21 protein-coding genes are annotated in these 23,889 nt (G+C 58.1%); 9 read left to right on the forward strand and 12 right to left on the reverse strand.

Features of this window, described 5'->3' with window-relative positions:
* Positions 1-35: 35 nt before the first annotated feature.
* The 5 genes from EH164_RS19680 to EH164_RS22825 all read right to left on the reverse strand — a co-directional run bounded on the left by EH164_RS19680 (position 36) and on the right by EH164_RS22825 (position 4,599).
* Positions 36-1,673 (reverse strand): dihydroxyacetone kinase subunit DhaK, encoded by a 1,638-nt coding sequence (locus EH164_RS19680; RefSeq protein WP_124970269.1) that lies wholly within the window; start codon positions 1,671-1,673, stop codon positions 36-38.
* Positions 1,674-1,759: 86 nt separating this feature from the next.
* The gene (locus tag EH164_RS19685) at positions 1,760-2,251 is read right to left on the reverse strand and encodes a hypothetical protein (RefSeq protein ID WP_124970272.1); all 492 of its coding nucleotides are present in this window, start codon (positions 2,249-2,251) and stop codon (positions 1,760-1,762) included.
* Between the two features lie 48 nt (positions 2,252-2,299).
* Complete coding sequence (lptG, locus tag EH164_RS19690; protein ID WP_124970275.1) at positions 2,300-3,385, reverse strand: LPS export ABC transporter permease LptG; 1,086 nt, start codon at positions 3,383-3,385, stop codon at positions 2,300-2,302.
* Positions 3,385-4,485: an LPS export ABC transporter permease LptF gene (gene lptF / locus EH164_RS19695; RefSeq protein WP_124970278.1), complete on the reverse strand. Its 1,101-nt coding sequence runs from the start codon at positions 4,483-4,485 to the stop codon at positions 3,385-3,387. Before lptF ends, lptG begins: the two co-directional genes overlap by 1 nt.
* 63 nt (positions 4,486-4,548) lie before the next feature.
* Positions 4,549-4,599, reverse strand: coding sequence for a hypothetical protein (locus tag EH164_RS22825; RefSeq protein WP_216848985.1), 51 nt, complete (start codon positions 4,597-4,599; stop codon positions 4,549-4,551).
* 153 nt (positions 4,600-4,752) lie between these two features.
* Here EH164_RS22825 and pepA point away from each other — a divergent pair, with 153 nt between their 5' ends.
* From pepA to EH164_RS19715, 3 genes are all read left to right on the forward strand, one after another.
* Positions 4,753-6,264, forward strand: coding sequence for a leucyl aminopeptidase (gene pepA / locus EH164_RS19705; protein WP_023480432.1), 1,512 nt, complete (start codon positions 4,753-4,755; stop codon positions 6,262-6,264).
* Positions 6,265-6,383: 119 nt separating this feature from the next.
* On the forward strand, positions 6,384-6,827 hold the full coding sequence (gene holC, locus EH164_RS19710) for a DNA polymerase III subunit chi (RefSeq protein ID WP_124970281.1): 444 nt from the start codon (positions 6,384-6,386) through the stop codon (positions 6,825-6,827).
* On the forward strand, positions 6,827-9,682 hold the full coding sequence (locus tag EH164_RS19715; RefSeq protein ID WP_124970284.1) for a valine--tRNA ligase: 2,856 nt from the start codon (positions 6,827-6,829) through the stop codon (positions 9,680-9,682). Before holC ends, EH164_RS19715 begins: the two co-directional genes overlap by 1 nt.
* Before the next feature lie 316 nt (positions 9,683-9,998).
* Here the strand turns inward: EH164_RS19715 and EH164_RS19720 are convergent, their stop codons facing one another.
* The gene (locus tag EH164_RS19720) at positions 9,999-11,201 is read right to left on the reverse strand and encodes a YjgN family protein (protein WP_124970287.1); all 1,203 of its coding nucleotides are present in this window, start codon (positions 11,199-11,201) and stop codon (positions 9,999-10,001) included.
* Positions 11,202-11,392: 191 nt separating this feature from the next.
* Here EH164_RS19720 and EH164_RS19725 point away from each other — a divergent pair, with 191 nt between their 5' ends.
* Entirely contained in the window at positions 11,393-11,896 is a 504-nt protein-coding gene (locus EH164_RS19725; protein WP_023480203.1) for a GNAT family N-acetyltransferase, read from the forward strand.
* Positions 11,897-11,924: 28 nt separating this feature from the next.
* On the opposite strand, the gene EH164_RS19730 is transcribed toward EH164_RS19725, so the two are convergent.
* The 3 genes from EH164_RS19730 to rraB are packed head-to-tail and all read right to left on the reverse strand — an operon-like array spanning position 11,925 to position 13,997.
* On the reverse strand, positions 11,925-12,746 hold the full coding sequence (locus EH164_RS19730) for a topoisomerase II (protein WP_124970290.1): 822 nt from the start codon (positions 12,744-12,746) through the stop codon (positions 11,925-11,927).
* Positions 12,747-12,766: 20 nt separating this feature from the next.
* Entirely contained in the window at positions 12,767-13,525 is a 759-nt protein-coding gene (gene miaE, locus EH164_RS19735; protein ID WP_124970293.1) for a tRNA isopentenyl-2-thiomethyl-A-37 hydroxylase MiaE, read from the reverse strand.
* A 46-nt stretch (positions 13,526-13,571) separates the two neighbouring features.
* Complete coding sequence (gene rraB, locus EH164_RS19740; protein WP_023480438.1) at positions 13,572-13,997, reverse strand: ribonuclease E inhibitor RraB; 426 nt, start codon at positions 13,995-13,997, stop codon at positions 13,572-13,574.
* 163 nt (positions 13,998-14,160) lie between these two features.
* Between rraB and argF the strand changes: the two genes are divergently transcribed.
* The gene (argF, locus tag EH164_RS19745) at positions 14,161-15,165 is read left to right on the forward strand and encodes an ornithine carbamoyltransferase (RefSeq protein ID WP_042714033.1); all 1,005 of its coding nucleotides are present in this window, start codon (positions 14,161-14,163) and stop codon (positions 15,163-15,165) included.
* Between the two features lie 35 nt (positions 15,166-15,200).
* Here the strand turns inward: argF and EH164_RS19750 are convergent, their stop codons facing one another.
* Positions 15,201-15,653: a YhcH/YjgK/YiaL family protein gene (locus tag EH164_RS19750; protein WP_124970296.1), complete on the reverse strand. Its 453-nt coding sequence runs from the start codon at positions 15,651-15,653 to the stop codon at positions 15,201-15,203.
* A gap of 240 nt (positions 15,654-15,893) precedes the next feature.
* Here EH164_RS19750 and EH164_RS19755 point away from each other — a divergent pair, with 240 nt between their 5' ends.
* The 4 genes from EH164_RS19755 (at position 15,894) to ridA (ending at position 17,905) form a co-directional block, all read left to right on the forward strand.
* Positions 15,894-16,040, forward strand: coding sequence for a pyrBI operon leader peptide (locus EH164_RS19755; protein ID WP_187291244.1), 147 nt, complete (start codon positions 15,894-15,896; stop codon positions 16,038-16,040).
* Positions 16,033-16,968, forward strand: coding sequence for an aspartate carbamoyltransferase (gene pyrB, locus EH164_RS19760; RefSeq protein WP_023480227.1), 936 nt, complete (start codon positions 16,033-16,035; stop codon positions 16,966-16,968). Before EH164_RS19755 ends, pyrB begins: the two co-directional genes overlap by 8 nt.
* 13 nt (positions 16,969-16,981) lie before the next feature.
* Complete coding sequence (pyrI, locus tag EH164_RS19765; RefSeq protein ID WP_023480436.1) at positions 16,982-17,443, forward strand: aspartate carbamoyltransferase regulatory subunit; 462 nt, start codon at positions 16,982-16,984, stop codon at positions 17,441-17,443.
* Between the two features lie 75 nt (positions 17,444-17,518).
* Positions 17,519-17,905: a 2-iminobutanoate/2-iminopropanoate deaminase gene (ridA, locus tag EH164_RS19770; protein ID WP_023480382.1), complete on the forward strand. Its 387-nt coding sequence runs from the start codon at positions 17,519-17,521 to the stop codon at positions 17,903-17,905.
* Between the two features lie 265 nt (positions 17,906-18,170).
* On the opposite strand, the gene EH164_RS19775 is transcribed toward ridA, so the two are convergent.
* The gene (locus tag EH164_RS19775) at positions 18,171-20,555 is read right to left on the reverse strand and encodes a beta-N-acetylhexosaminidase (protein WP_124970299.1); all 2,385 of its coding nucleotides are present in this window, start codon (positions 20,553-20,555) and stop codon (positions 18,171-18,173) included.
* 455 nt (positions 20,556-21,010) lie between these two features.
* A complete protein-coding gene (gene mgtA, locus EH164_RS19780) occupies positions 21,011-23,719 on the reverse strand; it encodes a magnesium-translocating P-type ATPase (protein WP_124970302.1) in 2,709 nt (902 codons plus the stop codon).
* Positions 23,720-23,889: the final 170 nt, after the last annotated feature.

Here is a 23,889-nt window from a genome sequence, read left to right on the forward strand (position 1 = left end):
GCAACTGTGCCCGGTGAACCACCGGGCACCTCTTCCTATTTCCCTATCGCAGCAAACACTTCGGCAATCGCTACTGCGCCGGGATCGGTCACGCCTTCGAGGTTCTCACTGTTGACGTAAGATGAACGCCCCGCGCCCGCTTTCTGCATGGTGGCGGTGCTCTCTGCCCCTTTTTTCGCGGCATCGATGGCAGCGGCTAATCCGCGATCGCGCAGGGCTTCCAGCGCCGGTTGTAACGCATCGATCAGCGTGCGGTCGCCGAGATCCGCCCCGCCATAGTGTTTCATCTGCTTTAACCCCAGCAGCAGCGCGTCGGGCAACGGCGTGGCGTTATGCACCGCCTGGCCTGCGGCGGTAAAGAAGATCGACATCAGCACGCCGCTGGAGCCGCCCATCACCGTCGCCAGCCGCTCGCCAGTCAGTTGCAGCAGCTGCGCGGTGTTGTTCAGCGGCAGCGCGTTCTGCTCCAGCAGGCGCTTGATCTCGCGCGCGCCTTCGGCAAAGGTCGAGCCGGTATCACCATCGCCCACTTTCGCATCCAGCGCGTTGAGGCGGTTTTCCAGGTCGATCAGCGTCTGCGCGGCGGTGCCGACCAGCGCTTTTACCTGTGGATTATCGGAAGGCTCAATCTCCAGCCCGGTGTAAACGGCTTTGTGCGGCTGGGTTTTCATCGGCGCGAAGGCGACCGGTTTCTGCCAGCCGACGGTCTGCACCTCGGCGCAGAGCGCCTGCTCAAACTCATCCGTTAAACGTAGCAGGGAAAGGGAGAAGCCTTTCATATCGAGCGAGCTGACCAGCGGCGCGGGGCCAATCAGGTAGGCCAGTTGATCTTTCAGCGCCGAATGGGCCAGCTCTTTGGTCAGCAGCGCCATCTCCAGCGCCGAAACGCCACCGAGGTTGTTGATCAACACCGCCACGCGATCATTGCCGACCGCCGCGCACAGCGGTTTAACCAGCGTATCGATCAGCGATTTGCTGTTGTGGGTCTCAAGGGTACTCGCACCCGGCTCGCCGTGAATGCCGAGGCCAAGCTCAACGTGGCCCTGCTGAATGCGCCCCTCTTCGCTGTCGCTGCCCGGCAGGTTGCAGCTCTCCATCGCCAGCCCGAGGCTATAGACGTTGTCGCAGGCCTGCTGGGCGAGGTCGCGCACTTCGCTCAGGGATTTGCCCTGCTCTGCGGCGTAACCGGCAATTTTGTGCACCAGCGCTGTGCCGGCGATGCCGCGCGGCTGTTTGTTATCGGGCAGCGCGATGTCATCGGCAACAATCACCATCTCCACTTTCAGGCCGTAGCGCTTGGCTTTCTCGGCGGCGAGACCGAAGTTGAGCCGGTCGCCGGTGTAGTTTTTGACAATCAGCAGACAGCCGCGATCGCCGGTCACCGCCACAATGGCGTTCAGCACCGCGTCTACGCTCGGTGAAGCAAAGAGATCGCCGCAGACGGCGGCGGTGAGCATGCCTTTACCGACAAACCCGGCGTGGGCCGGTTCATGGCCGGAGCCGCCGCCGGAGATAACCGCCACGCGGCTTTTATCCCAGTCGGCGCGGGCGACGATGCGGATCGCCGGATCGCTCTCAAGGCGTACAAGGTTGCCGTGCGGGGCGGAGATCACCAGCCCTTCGATGGCGTCGTTGACCAGCTGTTTGCGGTCGTTGAAAAAGAATCTGGACATAATCTTCCGGGAGTGTAGTGAAACATCCCTCAAGCATAGCCCGCGCCGGGCGCAGCGGGGCAAAGACCAGATTTTACTGAAAGGTATCAGGGCGTGGTGCGGCCAAAACCGGCGTGGTAACCGTGGGTGTTACGCAGCTTGTCGAGGCGGGTCCCCTGCCAGAAGGTCATAGCAATCGCCAGCACCAGCAGGCCGCCGTGCAGGTACATCGCAAGGTGCGTATCGAGGAGGAAAAACCCGGCAATCACCGGCAGCAGCGCGCTCATCCAGAGCTGATCGAGCAGAGTCTCCGCCGCGTTAAAGCGTGCCAGCACGCGATCCGCCTGCGCCTCTTCGGGCGAGCCGCGGCGCACTGTACCAACAGCTTGCGCCAGCGCAGCGGCACGGCGGATAAGCCACTGCACCAGCAGCAGCGCCAGCACGACCACTGCGGCTTCAAAGGCCAGCAGGGCGCTGTCGCCCGCAGCCGAGGTCAGCCACTGCCCGCTCAATACGGTAATGGTGAAAAGGGCGTTGAGGATGCCGAACAGCAGTGCGGTAGAGAAACGGAGCGCAAAGCGCCTGGCGAGGGAAAACATCGTGTGCTCCTTGCAAAAAAGAAGAGAGGCCGCAGCCTCTCTTGGGATTTACTGGCTCTTGCGTGACATCAGCCACAGGCTCAGCAGGAAGAAGGAGGCGCTTGGCAGCAGCGCCCCGACCACCGGCGGAATGCCGTAGACCAGCGTCAGCGGGCCGAAAATCTGATCCAGCACGTAGAAGACAAAGCCGAAGCTGATGCCGGTGATAACGCGCACGCCCATCGCCACGCTACGCAGCGGGCCGAAGATAAACGACAGCGCCATCAGCATCATTACCGCCACGGAGAGCGGCTGGAAGATCTTGCTCCACATATTGAGCTGGTAGCGCCCGGAGTCCTGGCCGCTCGATTTCAGGTACTTCACGTAGTTGTGCAGGCCGCTGATGGAGAGCGCATCGGGATCGAGCGCCACCACGCCAAGCTTGTCCGGCGTCAGGTTGGTTTTCCAGGTCCCGCTCACAGTCTGCGAGCCGGTCACCTGTTTCGGATCGGTCAGGTTAGACTCATCGACCTGCGACAGATTCCAGATTTTATGCTCCGGGTCGAACTTCGCCGACGCGGCGTAGCGCACCGACTGCAAACGACGATCTTTGGTGAACGCATAGATGCTGACGCCACCCAGTTCGGTATCGCTCTTCACCCGTTCGATATAGATAAAGTTACTGCCATCTTTCGCCCACAGGCCAGCCTGGGTCGAGAGCAGCGAGCCGCCGTACATCGACTGCGCACGCTGGTTACGCGCCATCTGCTCGCCCTGCGGCGCGACCCACTCGCCGATCGCCATGGTCAGCAGCACCAGCGGGATCGCGGTTTTCATCACCGCCATCGCAACCTGCATACGGGTGAAGCCAGAGGCCTGCATTACCACCAGTTCACTGCGCTGCGCCAGCATGCCCAGCCCCAGCAGTGCGCCGAGCAGCGCCGCCATCGGGAAGAAGATCTGGATATCTTTCGGCATGCTGAGCAGGGTATAGAGACCTGCGCCGAGGGCATCGTAACTCCCCTGCCCGGCTTTTTTCAGTTGGTCGACAAACTTGATGATGCCTGAGAGCGACACCAGCATGAACAGGGTCATCATGATGGTGGTAAAAATGGTTTTACCGATATAGCGGTCGAGAACGCCAAAAGCCTGCATTATACCGCTCCTCTACGGGTAAAACGGGCACGAACCCGGCGCATCGGCACCGTATCCCACAGGTTCAGCACCACGGCCAGCGCCAGATAGAGCAGGTTAACCGCCCACATCCAGATCATCGGGTCGAGCTTCCCTTTCGCGCCATTGGAGCGCAGGGTGGTCTGCAACAGGAAGAAGATGAGATAGAGCAGCATCGCGGGCAGCATTGAGAGCACGCGCCCCTGACGCGGGTTAACCACGCTCAGCGGAACCACCATCAGCGCCATCATCACCACGGCGAAAATCAGCGTTAAACGCCAGTGCAGCTCGGCGCTGGCGCGCGGGTTATCGGTGTGGAACAGCGTGCGCATCCCCATCTGCTCGGTATCCGTCGGATCGAGCGTCACGGCCTGATGACCAACAACGGCCTGATAGTTCTGGAAATCGGTAATGCGGAAGTCGCGCAGCATCGCCGTGCCTTCAAAGCGCGTGCCGCTGTTGAGGGTCACTACCTGCGAACCATCTTTATGCTGGGAGAGCTGCCCGGAGTCCGCCAGCACCACAGAAGGACGGGCGTTACCTTTTGGACGCAGCTGGGCAAGGAAGACGTTGGTGAACTTTTTGCCTTCGACGCCTTCGATAAAGAGCACCGAGTTGCCGTCTGTCGCCTGCTGGAACTGCCCCTGCGCCAGCGCCGCCATGCCGGGGTTAGCTTTGGCATCGGCCAGCACCTGATCCTGATGGCGCGAAGACCACGGCCCGGCCCACATCACGTTGACTGCCGCCACCGCACCGGTAAACAGCGCCAGCACCAGCGCGGCTTTCACCAGCACCGCCCGGCTCAGGCCGCAGGCGTGCATCACCGTAATTTCACTTTCTGTATAAAGTTTACCCAGCGTCATCAACAGACCCAGGAAGAGGCTCAGCGGCAGGATAAGCTGCGCCATCTCTGGCACGCCAAGCCCGAGCAGAGAGAGAACGAGGTTCGTGGGGATTTCGCCGTCAGCGGCTGCGCCTAAAATTCTGACCAGTTTCTGACAAAAGAAAATCAGAAGCAGGATGAATAGGATTGCAAGCTGGCTTTTCAGCGTCTCCCGCACCAGATATCTTGTGATTATCACTTTAATTACGCCCGTAAAAACCAGTCTTTTTGCTGGAAAATCGCTTGTTTCATGGCTTAAACGTCATTTATTCTCTTGAGTCGTCGAAATGATCGCTAAGATTAATATACTCAGCGGATACGTGCGTGAGACCCGATTCTGACGTGCCGAAACCGCAGTAACGTTAAGATTAACACGAAGTCACCGCAACAGCGGACCTGAGTTACGAAAGCTTGCAATTCTATCCGTAGCCGCCGCCGTTGTCTTTAAGATTCAGGAGCGTAGTGCATGGAGTTCAGTGTAAAAAGCGGTAGCCCGGAGAAACAGCGGAGTGCCTGCATCGTTGTTGGCGTCTTTGAACCGCGCCGGCTCTCTCCGATTGCCGAGCAGCTGGATAAAATCAGCGACGGTTATATCAGTGCGCTGCTGCGTCGCGGCGAACTGGAAGGCAAGCCGGGTCAAACCCTGCTGCTGCACCATGTGCCAAATGTGCTTTCCGAACGTATTTTGCTGATTGGTTGCGGAAAAGAGCGTGAATTGGATGAGCGTCAGTACAAGCAGGTTATTCAGAAAACGATAAATACGCTGAATGATACTGGCTCGATGGAAGCGGTCTGCTTCCTGACCGAACTGCACGTTAAAGGGCGCAACACCTACTGGAAAGTGCGCCAGGCCGTTGAGACGGCGAAAGAGACGCTCTATAGCTTCGATCAGCTGAAGACCACCAAAAGCGAGCCGCGTCGCCCGCTGCGTAAAATGGTCTTCAACGTGCCGACCCGTCGCGAGCTGACCAGCGGCGAGCGCGCGATCCAGCATGGTCTGGCGATCTCTGCCGGTATCAAAGCGGCGAAAGATCTCGGCAATATGCCGCCAAATATCTGTAACCCGGCCTATCTCGCCTCCCACGCGCGCCAGCTGGCGGACTCCTACAGCAAAAACGTCACCACCCGCGTGATTGGCGAACAGCAGATGCGCGAGCTGGGCATGTGCTCCTATCTCGCCGTCGGCCAGGGTTCGCAGAACGAATCCCTGATGTCGGTGATTGAGTACAAAGGCAACCCGTCTGAAGATGCGCGCCCGATTGTGCTGGTCGGTAAAGGGCTGACCTTCGACTCCGGCGGTATCTCGCTCAAGCCTGGCGAAGGCATGGATGAGATGAAGTACGACATGTGCGGCGCGGCGGCGGTGTATGGCGTGATGCGCATGGTTGCTGAACTGCAACTGCCGATCAACGTTACCGGCGTGCTGGCGGGCTGTGAAAACATGCCTGGCGGACGCGCGTACCGCCCAGGCGACGTGCTCACTACCATGTCCGGTCAGACGGTTGAAGTGCTGAACACCGATGCCGAAGGCCGCCTGGTGCTGTGCGATGTGCTGACTTACGTTGAGCGTTTCGAGCCGGAAGCGGTGATCGACGTGGCGACGTTAACCGGTGCCTGCGTGATTGCGCTGGGCCACCACATTACCGGTCTGCTGTCGAACCACAATCCGCTGGCTCACGAGCTGATTGGCGCGTCTGAGCAGGCGGGCGATCGCGCGTGGCGTCTGCCGATGAGCGATGAGTACCAGGAGCAGTTAGAGTCCAATTTTGCGGATATGGCGAATATCGGCGGCCGTCCTGGTGGTGCAATCACCGCAGGCTGCTTCCTCGCGCGCTTTACCCGCAAGTACAATTGGGCGCACCTGGACATCGCCGGTACCGCGTGGCGTTCCGGTAAAGCGAAAGGCGCCACCGGGCGTCCGGTCGCCATGCTGTCGCAGTTCCTGCTCAATCGCGCCGGATTTAACGGCGAAGAGTAACATGTGACTTTGTTTGCCGGATGGCGGCTGCGCCTTATCCGGCCTACAAAACAGCGTAGGCCCGGTAAGCGTAGCGCCACCGGGCTTTGCATTTAAAACCTCAACCAAAAGCCCCATATATGAAAAATGCGACGTTCTATCTTCTCGACAATGACAACACTGCGGATGGCTTAAGCGCCGTCGAACAGCTGGTGTGTGAGATTGCCGCAGAACGTTGGCGTCATGGCAAGCGCGTGCTGATCGCCTGCGTCGATGAGCAGCAGGCCATTCGTCTTGATGAAGCGCTGTGGGCGCGACCGGCGGAGAGTTTTGTGCCGCACAACCTGGCCGGTGAAGGCCCGCGCGGCGGTGCGCCGGTCGAGATTGCCTGGCCGGCGAAACGTAACAGCAGCCCGCGCGACATCTTAATCAGCCTGCGCGCGGAATTTGCAGATTTTGCCACCGCTTTCACAGAAGTGATAGACTTCGTCCCTCACGAAGACTCTCTGAAACAACTGGCTCGCGAACGCTATAAAGCCTACCGCGTGGCCGGTTTTAACCTGAACACGGCAACCTGGAAATAATGGAAAAGACATACAACCCCAAAGATATCGAACAGCCGCTGTACGAGCAGTGGGAAAAGCAGGGCTATTTCAAACCGAACGGTGATGAAAGCCAGGAAAGCTTCTGCATCATGATCCCGCCGCCGAACGTCACCGGCAGTTTGCATATGGGCCACGCCTTCCAGCAGACCATCATGGACACCATGATCCGCTACCAGCGCATGCAGGGGAAAAACACCCTCTGGCAGGCCGGTACTGACCACGCGGGTATCGCAACCCAGATGGTGGTGGAGCGTAAAATTGCCGCTGAAGAGGGTAAAACCCGCCACAATTACGGCCGCGACGCCTTTATCGACAAAATCTGGCAGTGGAAAGCGGAATCCGGCGGCACCATTACCCGCCAGATGCGCCGTCTCGGCAACTCCGTGGACTGGGAGCGCGAGCGCTTCACCATGGATGAAGGCCTCTCCAATGCCGTGAAAGAGGTGTTCGTCCGTCTCTACAAAGAGGATCTGATTTACCGTGGCAAACGCCTGGTAAACTGGGACCCGAAACTGCGCACTGCGATCTCCGATCTGGAAGTGGAAAACCGCGAGTCCAAAGGCTCGATGTGGCACATCCGCTACCCGCTGGCTGACGGCGCAAAAACCGCCGACGGTAAAGATTACCTGGTGGTCGCGACTACCCGTCCGGAAACGCTGCTCGGCGATACCGGTGTCGCGGTAAACCCGGAAGATCCGCGCTACAAAGATCTGATTGGCAAATTCGTGCTGCTGCCGCTGGTTAACCGCCGTATTCCGATTGTTGGCGACGAACACGCCGATATGGAAAAAGGCACCGGCTGCGTGAAAATCACCCCGGCGCACGACTTTAACGACTACGAAGTGGGCCGTCGTCACGCCCTGCCAATGATCAACATTCTGACCTTCGACGGTGATATCCGTGAAAGCGCAGAAGTGTATGACACCAAAGGCAATGAATCCGACGTCTACGCCAGCGATATCCCGGCGGAGTTCCAGAAACTGGAGCGCTTTGCCGCGCGTAAAGCGATCGTCGCTGCCGTTGACGCCCTTGGCCTGCTGGAAGAGATCAAACCGCACGACCTGACCGTCCCGTATGGCGATCGCGGCGGCGTGGTGATCGAACCGATGCTCACCGATCAGTGGTACGTGCGCGCCGATGTGCTGGCGAAACCGGCCGTTGAAGCGGTCGAGAACGGCGATATCCAGTTCGTGCCGAAGCAGTATGAAAACATGTACTTCTCCTGGATGCGCGACATTCAGGACTGGTGTATCTCCCGCCAGCTGTGGTGGGGCCACCGCATTCCGGCGTGGTACGACAACGACGGTAACGTCTACGTTGGCCGCAGCGAAGAGGAAGTGCGTCAGGAGAACAACCTCTCTGCGGATGTCGCCCTGCGCCAGGACGACGACGTGCTCGACACGTGGTTCTCTTCCGCGCTGTGGACCTTCTCGACCCTCGGCTGGCCGGAAAACACCGACGCGCTGCGTCAGTTCCACCCGACCAGCGTGATGGTGAGCGGCTTCGACATCATCTTCTTCTGGATCGCGCGCATGATCATGATGACCATGCACTTCATCAAAGATGAAAACGGCAAACCACAGGTGCCGTTCAAGACTGTCTATATGACCGGTCTTATCCGCGATGACGAAGGGCAGAAGATGTCGAAATCGAAAGGCAACGTTATCGATCCGCTGGATATGGTTGACGGTATTTCGCTGCCGGATCTGCTGGAAAAACGCACCGGGAACATGATGCAGCCGCAGCTGGCGGAAAAAATCCGCAAGCGCACCGAGAAGCAGTTCCCGGACGGCATTGAGCCACACGGCACCGACGCCCTGCGTTTCACCCTCGCGGCACTGGCCTCAACCGGCCGTGATATCAACTGGGATATGAAGCGCCTGGAAGGCTACCGTAACTTCTGTAACAAGCTGTGGAACGCCAGCCGCTTTGTGCTGATGAACACCGAAGAGCAGGATTGCGGCTTCAACGGCGGCGAAATGGTGCTGTCGCTGGCGGATCGCTGGATCCTCGCCGAGTTCAACCAGACCATCAAAGCGTACCGCGATGCGCTGGACAGCTACCGCTTCGATATTGCAGCCGGCATTCTGTATGAGTTCACCTGGAACCAGTTCTGTGACTGGTATCTGGAGCTGACCAAGCCGGTGATGAACGGCGGTTCCGAAGCCGAGCTGCGCGGCACGCGCAACACGCTGGTAACGGTGCTGGAAGGTCTGCTGCGCCTGGCGCACCCGATCATTCCGTTTATCACTGAAACCATCTGGCAGCGCGTGAAAGTGCTGAAAGGTATTGATGCCGATACCATCATGCTGCAACCGTTCCCGAGCTTTGACGCCGCCCAGGTGGATGAGCAGGCCGTGGCCGATACCGAGTGGCTGAAGCAGGCGATCGTTGCGGTGCGTAATATCCGCGCCGAGATGAACATCGCGCCGGGTAAACCGCTTGAGCTGCTGCTGCGCAGCGCCAGCCCTGAAGCGCAGCGTCGCGTAAACGACAACCTGAGCTTCCTGAAGACGCTGGCGCGTCTGGAGAGCATCACGCTGCTCTCTGCCGACGAGAAAGGGCCGGTTTCGGTCACCAAGATCGTTGATGGCGCAGAGTTGCTGATCCCGATGGCCGGTCTTATCGACAAAGAGGCCGAGCTGGCGCGTCTGGCGAAAGAGGTGGCGAAGGTTGAGCAGGAAATTGGCCGCATCGAGAGCAAGCTGGGTAACGAAGGCTTTGTCGCCCGCGCGCCGGAAGCGGTGATCGCCAAAGAGCGTGAGAAGCTCGACGGCTACGCGCAGACCAAAGCGAAGCTGATTGAGCAGCAGGCGGTTATCGCCGCGCTGTAATCATCAGCACGCAAAAAAAAGCCGGGCATCGCGCCCGGCTTTTTTATTGGCTGCGGGATAACTCCCGCTGCTTTTGTCGGCCGGATAAGGCTAATCCCCTGCCCGACTGCTTTTGTCGGCCGGATGAGGCAACTCCCCTGCCCGACCGCTTTTGTCGGCCGGATGAGGCAACTCCCCTGCCCGACCGCTTTTGTCGGCCGGATAAGGCGACTCCTCTGCCCGGCTGCTTTTGTCGGCCGGATGAGGCAACTCCTCTGCCCGACCGCTTTTGTAGGCCGGATAAGGCTTAGCCGCCATCCGGCACGTTCTACCGAACTTAAATCGCCGCCGGATAGAACGACAAACCACGCGCCAGCAGGTTAGCCGGATCTTTCGCTGGCTGAACGCCGTGATCTTCCAGCGTCAGCGCTTCCAGATTGCCGTGCACATGGGTATTTTCCAGCAGGTAGCGGGTCATACGCACCTTCGCCCACGGCCATGCCAGGAACAGCGTCACGATGCACACCGCCATATTACTGATAGCGATCCACAGCATGCGCCCAACGGTCACCGTGGAGGAGAAGCGAATATCCCCTTCCAGCGCCAGCTGGCTGTAGAGGTAAGCGCGCAGCTTCACGAAAGCAAAGGTAAAGCAGACAATCGCGCCGAGAATATAGATCAGGTAGGTGAGCATGATTTTGCCGTACATCGGGCCCATCATCATCGCCATCTGCTCTGGATCGCCCTGCAGCAAATAGGCAGACTGCATCAGTTCAATCATCGCTGGCACAATCAATACCATCACCAGCGCGATAAACGGAATAAACAGCAGCATCGACAGCAGCACAATACCGATGCATTTTTTCATTGAGAAACTGCCGGAGAATTTTAATTTGCCGTACTGCAAATTATTCGCCAGCATGCCATACCACTGCGCGGCAAATACGCCCTGCATCACGCCAATACCCAGCAATACGGCCAGCGATCCGATGATGCCTACCGTAACAATGGCGCCAATCGAACCACTGCTTGCCACCATAGTTGCGAAGATAGAGAAAATAATCCCTACGCCAACCATAATCAGCAGCGGGCAGCCCATCATCACCCACCACGCGCGCAGCGGGCTGGCGTAAAAGTTAAAGCGCACGCCGTTAATCTCGGTCATCAGCATCTGATAACGCAGACCCTGCGTAATTAACCATGGGAAGAAGAGAATAAATAAACCCATCATGCAGAGTTGCAGAATAACGTTCCCATGGAACACGTTAATTAAAAAAATCGCATACAGCGCCAGCAGGCAGAGCCAGCCAACAAAAATGGAACTGCCGGTCGCGTGGTAAGAGAAACGCGCGCCCTCCAGCTCGGTGTTTTCGTAGAAATAACGACGCGCGCGAATTAACGCCCAAGGTAAATAAATCCCCAGCGTTATTAAGGTCAGCAGAATATTGACCAGCCAAACAACGAAATAGCCTTTCCCGCTACCCTGAAAGCGGAAATGGCGCACGGGAGCCGCCACAGAAGCATGAATGTCGGAAGTCATAACAATCCTTATTGTAAAAAAGAGGTGCTAACGGAGTTAACCACAGCAATATTGCTTAAGAATTATCTCCACTGTGCAGTGTAAATACCTTACGGTCAAAAAAATAGCGCCCAATATTCCTGGTCTTGCCAGATGCGCCCTGTAGTGGTATTAACCAGGATCCCCGAAAAAGCAACAGACAGAGTGCGAAAATGAATGTAACCGCGCCGGTAGAGGTCAAAATGCGCCGCATTGCCGCGACAGATAATGCGGCTATCGCCTCGGTGATCCGTCAGGTGTCAGCCGAATATGGCCTGACGGCTGATAAAGGCTACACCGTTGCCGATCCTGAACTGGACGAGCTTTATCAGTTATATAGCCGCGAAGGCTGCGCTTACTGGGTCGTGGAATTAAATGGCGACGTGGTGGGCGGCGGCGGCGTGGCGCCATTGAAGTGCAGCGAGCCGGATATCTGCGAACTGCAAAAGATGTATTTTCTGCCCTGCGCGCGCGGCCAGGGGCTGGCGAAAAAGCTGGCGCTGATGGCGCTCGATCACGCGAAAAAAAGCGGCTTCACGCGCTGCTATTTAGAGACCACCGCCTTTTTAACCGACGCTATCGGTCTGTATGAGCACCTGGGGTTTGCGCATATCGACGGCCCGCTGGGCTGCACCGGTCACGTCGATTGCGAAGTGCGAATGTTAAAAACGCTCTAATCAAGTGCGGGCGCATCGGCCCGCACCATCACTGCTCTTCCGTCGCCAGCACCAGCCGCACAATCGCGGCGGCTTTCTGCGGCGGTAGCGCCAGCACATCACCCCAAAGTTGTTGCAGCATATCGCAGACCAGCTTCTCTTTGCCGATGGCATTTTGCGGCGCATCCAGCAGTTGCAGATCCTGACCATACTTCTGCGCCATCGGCTGCACTACCGTGGCGATATCCCGCTGCGCATTGGCGCGCTCTTCGGCAGTTACCGTGTGTTTATTGGGCCCGTAAGAGGCGTTGAGCATGGCGGCTTCAGTGTCGAGGCGGCGTTTTAGCATCTCCGGGGAGATAAAGCGCACCGGGTTGATGCCCCCTTTTACCGCCGGGTATTGAAAGCGGAAACAGGCATCATCGCTCTTCGCCTGAATTTCGGCGGCCTGCTCCATCATCACGCGCATTTCGGCGACCACCAGGTCGTCCGGCGCAAACTGCAAACGCTGCATCTGCACCGCGAGGATTTGCGGCTGAATGGCGTCGATCACTTTCTGCTCATTCGCCCCCTCTTTCATCATTACCATCACCTGGGCGCGCAGTTTCGCCATCAGGGCGGGATCGTGCTCGGCGATAAACTTCCACGCCGGGATCTGCTGCACCGTCGCGTCAAACTTCTCATCCGCGGTCTGGGCTAACTTTTCGCCCTGCAAATATTTAATGTCGATCACGTTCCACAGGGCGATAAACACAACCACCAGCACGATCGCGCTCCCTTTGCTCAGCCACCCTTTTTTACGCAGCAGGCTGGCGACCACGGCGATCGCCATCCCGGCGTAGCCCGCCATCAGGATATGTGTCCAGTTCATTATTTTCCTTTGATCTCAAATCAGGCCGGTACGCCGCTGTGAAAACGGAACTCCGTATCCGGTGAGCTAATCAGCGCCGCTTCCACTTCGCCGAAATGGCGCACGCGCGGCGCAATATCGGTGGCCGAAATCTGCTGCGCCAGCGCGAGGTAATCCTGGTAATGGCGCGCTTCGGAACGCAGGAGCGACAGGTAAAATTTTTGCAAATCCGCGTCAAGACACGGCGCAAGTGCGGCGAAGCGTTCGCAGGAGCGCGCTTCGATATAGGCACCGCAAATTAATTTATCGACCAGAGTCAGCGGTTCATGAGTGCGAACTTCTTTCAGCATCCCTTTGGCATAACGGCTGGCGGTAATTTTCACATAGGGAATGTTGCGGGCGAGCATCGCTTCGCGCACCTGCCAGAAGTGGTGCAGCTCCTCTTTGATCAGCAGCACCATGCTGTCGATCAGCGCCTGGCCCCAGGCATCATCGGTCTGCGGCATCACGCTTTTGCCGATCTGCTTATGCAGGGCGACAAAGTCCGGTTCCGGGCCTTCACGGAAAGTAAACTCTTCATAGGGCTTCAGCCAGGCGAGCAGCGCTTCTGAGCCGGTTTTATCGGCAACGTAGCGGCGCACCAGCAGCATGGCGGTTTGGGCGGCCTTCAGTTCGCAGACCAGATGATCCGTAAGCAGCAGCGGCAGCATCTCGGGCTGACGGGCTTTTTCTATCCAGGCGGTGGGGGTTGGGCAGTGCAGAAAAGCGCGAACCGGGGCGAGTAGTTGCGGGTAATCCATGGCATTTCCTTGCTTTGCGGCAGCGGGGCGCTGCCGCAACGTTCACTTAGTGACGGACACCGTCATCTTCTTCGTCAACGTAATCTTCGTCGTCTTCGTCGTCGCCCTCTTCGCCGTTCGGGTCTTCGTAGTAGGTGCCCCAACCGTCGTACTCAACGTCGAATTTCTCTGCCAGGTTGATCAGTTGCTCAACCTGCGCGTCGATCAGATCGGCATTCAGCGCGCTTTCGCTCAGCACGTCGCAGCAGATCACCACTTCGCCCTCTTCCAGCTCCAGCTCTTCCGGCTCGGTCACTTCGTAGCCGAGTTTGAAGGCTTCAACGGCCGCTTTTTCCAGCGTTTCGAAATCATCTGCCGACAGGTGATGCTCAATGGTGTAGAGCGCATCAGGATCGCTGCCATCTTCCAGCAACTCTTCAATAATCAAACGCGTCTCTTCGCGCTGCTCTTCCAGGTGTTCCGGGTTTGCCATGGGTCGTTCCTCATCAAAGTGGCAGATACTCTTATTGTCACACACCGCCGCCATTGCCTCCACTCTTCGCCGAAAAGATTTATCCCTCAGGGTTGCAAATGAATATTCATCCATATAGATTGAATTTTAATTCAATAATTGGCGTTCGCCATGCGAGGAAAAAATGTCACCCTTTTACCAGAAACATTTTCTGAAACTGCTCGATTTTACCCCTGCTGAAATCCACGCTCTGCTGCAACTTGCCGCGCAACTCAAATCTGATAAGAAAAAAGGCCAGGAAGTCCAGAAACTTACCGGCAAAAACATCGCGCTCATCTTCGAAAAAGACTCTACCCGTACACGATGCTCTTTCGAAGTTGCCGCTTACGATCAGGGCGCTCGCGTCACCTACCTCGGCCCAAGCGGTAGTCAAATCGGGCATAAAGAGTCAATTAAAGATACCGCGCGCGTGCTGGGCCGGATGTATGACGGCATTCAGTATCGCGGCTATGGCCAGGAGATTGTTGAAACCCTGGCGCGCTTCGCGGGCGTGCCGGTGTGGAACGGCTTAACCGATGAGTTTCACCCCACGCAGCTGCTGGCGGATCTGCTCACCATGCGCGAGCACCTGCCGGGCAAAGCCTTTAACCAGATGACGCTGGTTTATGCAGGCGATGCGCGCAACAACATGGGCAACTCAATGCTGGAAGCCGCCGCGCTGGTGGGCCTCGATTTACGCCTGGTGGCACCGAAAGCCTGCTGGCCGGAGGCGAGCCTGGTAGCAGAGTGCCAGGCGCAGGCGGTGAAAAACGGCGGCAATATTCTGCTCACCGAAGATGTCGCCGTCGGCGTGAAAGATGCGGACTTTATCTACACCGATGTCTGGGTGTCGATGGGTGAAGCGAAAGAGAAGTGGGCGGAGCGCATCGCCCTGCTGCGTCCTTACCAGGTCAACAGCAAAATGCTGTCGCTGACCGGCAACCCGCAGGTGAAGTTTCTCCACTGTCTGCCAGCGTTTCATGACGATCAGACCGCGCTTGGCAAGCAGATGGCGCAGGAGTTCGGCCTGCACGGCGGCATGGAAGTGACGGATGAAGTATTTGAATCGCGTGCAAGCGTGGTGTTTGATCAGGCAGAAAACCGCATGCACACCATCAAAGCGGTGATGGTCGCCACGCTCAGCGAGTAACGCGTTTCCCCTCTCCTCACAGAGAGGGGGAGCAATCAGGCCACCAGCAGCTTAACCACCACTTTGCGTACCTGCGCGGGCGCATTGACCGCGCAGAGCGGTTTATGCACTTCGCCCGGGAAGAAGACAACAAAATCCCCGGCGCTCAGCACCACGGTTTTCTCCTGCTCGCCCTGCGGCAAAAAGGCGATATCTTTATCCGCCAGCCAGTCGGTATCCGGCGCGCCCGCAGGCTGCGTGCTGAAGGTCATCCCCTCTTCGCCTTTTAAAACAATCTGGATATCCAGATAGCGCGCGTGATACTCGGCGCGGCGCTCGGCAAAGGGCTGCGTCATATCTTCCGATACGAGGTAAAAGAGGCGGTTGCCATCGATATCGTGTTTGCCAACCGGCGTCGCTGCGGTCACGTGCTGCTTGATATGCTCAATCGCCTGGCGCAGCTCTTCCGGCAGCCAGGGTTGTAGGTTGTGAATATTGCCAACGATCATTGCTAAACCCTCAATTAAAACAGCGTTTCATTTCCACCATTTATACGAGGATTCCCCCGCGCCTGCTACCCCTATCTGCCCGAGTTTTGCGTTAACGCATGTTTCAACGCTGGCGCGTAAGCGGCGTGAAAAACGCATTACTATTCATAGAGAACCGATTGCACTGCGTAAAGTGTGCATCAAACGCTTGATCCGCGAAAACTGCTGCGTATAATCCGGGACAATTTGCCGGGAGGAAGCATGGTCCAGTGTGTTCGAGAGTCTCTCTTACCGCGTCTTAACAAAGGCGCAGGCCTGCCGTTTTTCGCTCCCGTGGCTTACCCCATATCCAGCCCCTCTTTTGAGGGGCTTTTTTTTGCGCCGTCGTCAGGAGATAACCATGGCTAATCCGCTATATCAGAAACATATCATTTCCATAAACGATCTCAGCCGCGAAGAACTTGAACTGGTACTCCACACGGCGGCGAGCCTGAAAGCCAACCCGCAGCCGGAGCTGCTGAAGCATAAAGTGATCGCCAGCTGCTTCTTTGAAGCCTCCACCCGCACGCGTCTATCTTTTGAAACCGCGATGCACCGCTTAGGCGCAAGCGTGGTCGGCTTCTCCGACAGCAGCAACACCTCGCTCGGCAAGAAGGGCGAAACGCTGGCGGACACCATTTCGGTGATTAGCACCTATGTCGATGCGATTGTGATGCGCCACCCGCAGGAGGGCGCGGCGCGCCTGGCGACGGAGTTCTCCGGCGGCATTCCGATCCTCAACGCCGGCGACGGTGCGAATCAGCATCCGACGCAGACGCTGCTGGATCTCTTCACCATTCAGGAGACCCAGGGCCGTCTGGAAAATCTCAATATTGCGATGGTGGGCGACCTGAAATATGGCCGCACCGTGCACTCGCTGGCGCAGGCGCTGGCGAAATTTAACGGCAATCGCTTCTACTTTATCGCCCCGGACGCGCTGGCGATGCCGCAGTACATCCTCGATATGCTTGATGAAAAAGGGATCGCCTGGAGCCTGCACGCCAGCATCGATGAGGTGATGGCCGAGGTCGATATTCTCTATATGACGCGCGTGCAGAAAGAGCGCCTCGATCCGTCGGAGTATGCCAACGTCAAAGCGCAGTTTGTGCTGCGCGCCGCCGACCTTGAGGGCGCACGCAGCAATATGAAAGTGCTGCACCCGTTGCCGCGCGTCGATGAGATCACCACCGATGTCGATAAAACCCCGCACGCCTGGTACTTCCAGCAGGCCGGGAACGGTATTTACGCCCGCCAGGCGCTGCTGGCGCTGGTTCTGAATCGCGATTTGGCTCTGTAAGAGGGAAACGACAATGACGCATGACAACAAACTTCAGGTCGAAGCCATCAAACGTGGCACCGTGATTGACCATATTCCGGCGCGTATCGGCTTTAAGCTGCTGACGCTGTTCAAACTGACAGAAACGGATCAGCGCATCACCATCGGCCTGAACCTGCCTTCCGGTGAGATGGGCCGTAAGGATCTGATTAAAATCGAGAATACCTTTCTGACCGACGAGCAGGTAAACCAGCTGGCGCTCTATGCGCCGCAGGCGACGGTGAACCGCATTGATGAGTATGAAGTGGTGGGCAAATCGCGCCCAAGCCTGCCGGAGCGCATCAGCGGCGTGCTGACCTGCCCGAACAGCAACTGCATCAGCCATGCCGAGCCGGTGTCGTCGAGTTTTGCGGTGAAAAAGCGCGAAAACGATATCGCGCTGAAGTGCAAATATTGTGAAAAAGAGTTCTCGCACCACGTGGTGCTGGCCAACTAATTGCGGCTGGTAAAGCCGGATGCCCTCCCTATAATGGATCGGCATCCCTTTTACCGCAGATTACAGGAGTGATTTATGACTAAAGTTATCGCCACGGAAAACGCGCCAGCCGCGATTGGTCCTTATGTGCAGGCCGTCGATCTCGGCAATATGATCCTCACTTCCGGTCAGATCCCGGTCGATCCGAAAACCGGCAGCGTGCCGGATGCGATCGATGCCCAGGCGCGTCAGTCGCTGGAGAACGTGAAAGCGATCGTTGAAGCGGCAGGTTTGACCGTGGGCGACATCGTGAAAACCACCGTTTTCGTGAAAGATCTCAACGATTTCGCCACCGTTAATGCCACCTACGAAGCCTTTTTCACCGAGCATAACGCCTCCTTCCCGGCGCGCTCCTGTGTCGAAGTGGCCCGTCTGCCGAAAGATGTGAAAATCGAAATCGAAGCCATCGCCGTTCGTCGTTAATGCCTTCAGCCGCCATCAGCGCCCTTGCCTGATGGCGGCTGCGCCTTATCAGGCCTGGGAAACCATGTTGCTGAAACGGCGTAGGCCGGATAAGCAAAGCGCCATCCGGCAAACAGTTCGTACATCAACCTCCAGCGCAATGCCTGATGGCGGCTACGCCTTATCAGGCCTACAAAACCAGACCACAAACCGCATTCCCGTAGGCCGGATAAGCAAAGCGCCATCCGGCAAACAGCCGCTTTCCGCAGGCCATGCGGCACGCTATCTAGCGGTTAACCGTTGCGCGCAGCAGTTTTTCCAGCGGATACACTGCCGCAATCACCACTTCATCCTGCACCTGCGCCGCGCTATCCAGTTCACGCTGAATCGAAGCAATCTCCTTATCATCAAGCGTTCCCTGACGGGCGACAAGATCGGTTAACCGCAGGCCAATTGCCGCCAGTTTGTCGACCTCCTGCACCACCGGTTTCATCGCTTTCAACTGGTAGTTAGCCTCGCAGAGTGTGAGCGCATCGCTGGTATTGTTTTGCCAGCGCATAAACAGATGCCGCAGCGCCCCGGCGCTGGCATTATCTTCCGCGTCGCTAATTAGCCGATCCGCCCACTGATTCATCTGCCGCACCGTGCTGCTCTCGGCAAACAGCGCATCGGCAAGACGGTTAAGCGGTTCAAACTGATGATAATTCCCCGCCTGAAACTTCAAATGCTGACGCGTGTAATAGTGCGCAGGCTCAAGGGCCTGGGCGAGGATTTGCAGCGGCACGGTATCGGCGCTGTTCGCCAGCCGGGTGAACTGCGTCAGTTGCTGGCTATGCTGCTGCAGGCCAACCGAGACCGAAGACCAGCTATCAACGGCCTGCAAACGCATATACATATTCTCGCTGTCGTTGACATCCTGCGCCGACCATAAACGCTCCGCCACCGCAAAAGCGCGCGGCCACAGCTTGATATCCAGCACCGGGGCAGCAACATTTTCCGCCCACAGCGCCGCTTCCCCGCCGAGCAGGTTCGCCTGCTGCGCGGCATCCGGCACCACCGGCGCGATCCCGTCTGGCACCGTTTCCAGCCGCGCGCCGCTGATGGGGTAACGCACATTACCCAGCAGGAAATAGCCGTTCAATTTATCGTCTGCGAGGGTAACCACCGGGCGCGTCTCGCCCATCCAACTGTCGACGGTAAAGGTCACCTGATCGTCGCTGCGCCAGCTGATATTCTCCACCGCGCGGCGGGATTTACCTTTGAAATCAATAAATCCGCGCCATCCCTCGTCACCCTTCACCAGCGTAAAGCTGCCCTCAACCGGGCTGCCTTTCAGGCGCGGCATCGAAAATGACCAGCTCTGCGCGCTCTCGTTGTCGCCAATCACATCAACGCCCTTTAACCCCTGCGGCACAATCTCATTGCGGTAGTGATAGGCGGTGTATTGCGGTTGATCGAGATAAAAACCCGTAGAGAGAATGCCCTTGTAGCCCTGCTTCGCGACCTCGCCCAGCGCATCCTGGCCCTGCCAGGATTGAATCAAAATACTTTTCGGCAGATCCGGGTGAAAGATCTCATCCCAGCCGACCATCTGCCGGTGATGTTTTTCGAGAATCGTTTCCAGTTTGCGGTTGAAGTAAGCCTGTAACGCGTGGCTGTCTTTGAACTGATGATCGCGCATAAATTGCTGGATCTGCGGATTGTTTTTCCACTGGGTATCGTCCACTTCATCGCCGCCGATATGCAGGTAGGCATCCGGGAAGATCGCTGCCAGTTCGCTCACCATCGCCTCCGCAAAGGCGTATGTCGCCTCTTTTGTCGGATCGAGTACCGGTTTCAATACGCCCCAGTGGCGCTCCATGGCATAGGGCCCCGGCGCGCTCAGCAACTCCGGGTAGGCAACCGCAATTGCGGAAGCGTGGCCCGGCATATCAATCTCCGGCACCACGCGGATGCCGCGCGCCGCCGCATAACGCACGACTTCGCGCATCTGCGCTTCACTGTAGTAAAGCCCGTCGCTGGCAAGCTGCGTCAATTTCGGGTAGCGCGTCGAGGCAAACCGCCAGCCCTGATCGTCGGTCAGGTGCCAGTGCAGCACGTTGAGCTTTGCCGCCGCCATGCCATCAATCTGCCGCTTAATATCTTCAACGGGAATAAAGTGGCGCGCTGAGTCGAGCAGCAGCCCGCGCCACGGGAAGCGCGGCGCATCTTCGATGGTCACCCAGGGGAGCTGCGTCTGTTCGGCGCTGTTTTGCAAAAGCTGAAGCAGCGTCTCAATACCGCGCTGCGCGCCAAAGCGGGTGTTGGCCGCAATCTTTGCGCCGCTGCCGTCGACAGTCAGCGTATAGCGTTCATCGCTATCCAGCGCCGGAATGGGTGTCACCTTGTGGGCAATCGCGATCGTAATCGTGGCATTCGGTGGATTTGCCGCCTGCGGTTGCAGCGTCCAGCCAGTTTGCCGTGCAATACGCTGGCGTAGCTGCGTGATTATCTCGTCGGCATCGTCGCCGCTGACGCGGATGGTCAGTTGATTATTCAATATCAGCGCGCCCTGCTCCGCCGGACGCGTCACGCTGGCAGGCCAGGGCATTAAGGGCAGATCGCCCGCCGGTGCGGCAAGAGCAGAGAAGCCGAGCAGCAGTCCGGCGGACAAGAGGCTGTAACGTAACATGCAGGTTCCTTAAGCGGGGAAAGCGAAGCAAAACACTCAGGTAACATGCACACATTTTCACCGTCAAGCGCGCCGCCCGATGGCGATCACACGCCGGTTCATTTAAGAGAAATGCCCGGTAAAACAGCACCGCCCCGGGCCGGATAAGCGCAGCGCCATCCGGCAAACAACCCGCACATCGCCCTCCGGCGAAATGCCTGATGGCGGCTTCGCCTTATCAGGCCTGGGAAACTGCGCCTTATCAGGCATGGGGAAACCATGTCACTGAAACGGCGTAGGCCGGATAAGCGCAGCGCCATCCGGCAAACAACCCGCATATCGCCCTCCGGCGAAATGCCTGATGGCGGCTGCGCCTTATCAGGCCTACAAAAATGCGCCTTATCAGGCATGGGGAAACCATGTTGCTGAAACGGCGTAGGCCGGATAAGCGCAGCGCCATCCGGCACTTATCCGCGCTACTGCCAGCCGTAACGGCGGTAAAAAATCCCCTTCACACACTGGGTCAGGATCATATACCCCGCCAGAATCGCCACCAGCCACGGGAAATAAGCGAGCGGCAGCGCCTGCAATTGCAGGTAACCCGCCAGCGGTGAAAAAGGTAGCGCAATCCCAACGCAGATCCCCATCAGCGTCATCGCCACCAGCGGCCAGGCGGGGCGGCTCTGAATAAACGGCACGCGGCGGGTGCGGATCATATGCACAATCAGCGTTTGCGACAGCACGCCCACCACAAACCAGCCGGACTGGAACAGGGTTTGCGCCTCCACCGTATTGGCCTTAAACACCCACCACATCACGGCAAAAGTAATAATGTCGAAGATGGAGCTGATCGGCCCGAAAAAGACCATAAAACGCCCGAGATCCGCCGGGTTCCAGCGCTGCGGTTTGGCGATCTGCTCCTCGTCGACGTTATCAAACGGGATCGCCACCTGCGACACATCGTAAATCAGGTTCTGAATCAGCAAGTGCAGCGGCAGCATCGGTAAAAAGGGCAGAAACGCGCTGGCCACCAGCACGCTAAAGACGTTCCCGAAGTTCGAACTGGCGGTAATTTTGATGTACTTGAGCATATTGGCAAAGGTACGACGCCCCTCGATTACCCCCTGCTCCAGCACCATCAGGCTCTTTTCCAGCAGGATAATATCCGCCGCTTCACGGGCGATATCGACCGCGCCATCCACCGAGATACCAATATCCGCCGCCCGCAGGGCAGGCGCATCGTTTATGCCATCGCCCATAAAGCCCACCACGTGCCCTTCGCGCTTCAGCAGGCGCACAATGCGCTCTTTGTGCATCGGCGTCAGGCGGGCAAACAGCGTCACATGCTGCGCCACGTGCGCCAGCTCGTTATCGCTCATGCGTTCGATTTCGCTGCCAATCAGCACATCGCCCACCGCTAAGCCCACTTCGTGACACACTTTGCCAGCGACCAGTTCGCTGTCGCCGGTGAGGATTTTGACGGTGATGCCGCTGGCTTTCAGCGCTTTTAACGCCGGGGCGGTGCTCTCTTTCGGCGGATCGAGAAACGCGATATAGCCTTCGAGGATCAGATCCGACTCATCAATCCGCTGATAGTCACCGCTGCGCGCAGGCAGATATTTGGTCGCCACCGCCACCACCCGCAATCCCTGGCGGTTAAGGGTACTGGTGACGCGCTCAATGCGCCGCAGCATGCTGTGATCCAGCGGCACAATCTCACCGTTGTAGCGCACATGGCCGCAGACGCTGAGCATCTCGCTGAGCGCGCCTTTGCAAATCAGCTGATGGGCGTCTGCATCCTGCGCTACCACCACCGACATGCGGCGGCGCTCGAAATCAAAGGGGATCTCATCCACTTTGCGCCACTGCGCGGCGAGCGTCTGCGCCATCTCCGCCTCGACGCTCTCCAGCACCGCGGTATCGAGCAGGTTTTTCAGCCCGGTCTGGTAATGGCTGTTGAGCCACGCGCAGTGCAGCACCCGCTCGCTCACTCTGCCGCTGATATCGGTGTGGTTCTCCAGCACGATTTTGTCCTGCGTCAGCGTGCCGGTTTTATCGGTGCAGAGAATATCCATCGCGCCAAAGTTCTGAATGGCGTCGAGGTGTTTCACAATCACTTTCTGTTTTGAGAGCTTCACCGCGCCGCGCGCCAGCGTCGAGGTGACAATCATCGGCAGCATCTCCGGCGTCAGCCCAACGGCGACGGAGAGGGCAAACAGCGCCGCCTCCCACCAGTCCCCTTTGGTGAAACCGTTGATCAGCAGCACGATGGGCGTCATCACCAGCATAAAGCGGATCAGCAGCAGGCTGACGCGGCCGATCCCCTTCTGAAACGCATTCGGTTCGCTCTCCTGCTCACCGACCCGGCTGGAAAGTTGCCCAAACCAGGTCTGGCCGCCGGTAGCAATCACCAGCGCCTGCGCGGTGCCGCTCACCACGTTAGTGCCCATAAAGCAGAGGGTGTCGCACTCCAGCGGGTTGCTCTGCGCCACCTGGCGGGTAATAGCGCTCTTCTCAACCGGCAGTGATTCCCCGGTCAGCGACGCCTGGGCGACAAAGAGATCCCGCGCCTGCACGATGCGCAGATCCGCCGGGATCATATCCCCGGCTGAAAGCTTAACGATATCGCCCGGCACCAGCTGATCGATCGGCAGCTCGCACCAGTCGCTCTCGCCGGTATCACTCACCACGCGCCGCACCGTCGCGGTGTTGGTGACCATCGCTTTTAGCGCATCCGCCGCTTTGGTCGAGCGCGCTTCCTGCAACCAGTTCAGCAAGGTGGAGATCGCCACCATCAGCGCGATCACCCCTGCGCCAAAGAGATCTTCCGACGCATAGGAGATGATGCCGAGCACGGTGAGCAGCAGGTTGAACGGGTTGCGGTAGCAGAGCCAGAGATGCACCCACCACGGCGACGGTTTCTGCGCCGGGATCAGGTTCTCGCCGTGGATCTCCCGCGCCAGCCGCACCTCCTGCGCGTTTAACCCCTCCGGGTGGCTGTGAAAGGTTTCCCACAGCTGCGGCTGGTCCATCAACGCTGTATGCAGGCAGCGTTCACTCATTGAGGGCGGGATCTCGCCCTGGGTGGCGCTACGCACGCCGGGAAGCGGATCGCGCGCGACCAGGCGGCGCGGTAAGTGGCGATTCAGGCGAGCGAAAAGCTGCCGGGTAAATGTTTTCAGCATAGCGATCTCCTTGCCCCCGCATCACGCGGGTGCGTTAACTACAGGCGCGACAATGCCGCACCAGCAGGTGTCAATAACTTGGGCAGGGACGATAGGGCGTCGCTGCCTTACGCATCCGGTAAGGCAGCAAATGCGGGCTTACCGGAAGGGTCTTCTCCATCGGGGATGAG

The sequence above is a fragment of the Kosakonia sp. CCTCC M2018092 genome, assembly GCF_003864115.1.
Taxonomy (GTDB): Bacteria; Pseudomonadota; Gammaproteobacteria; order Enterobacterales; family Enterobacteriaceae; genus Kosakonia; species Kosakonia cowanii.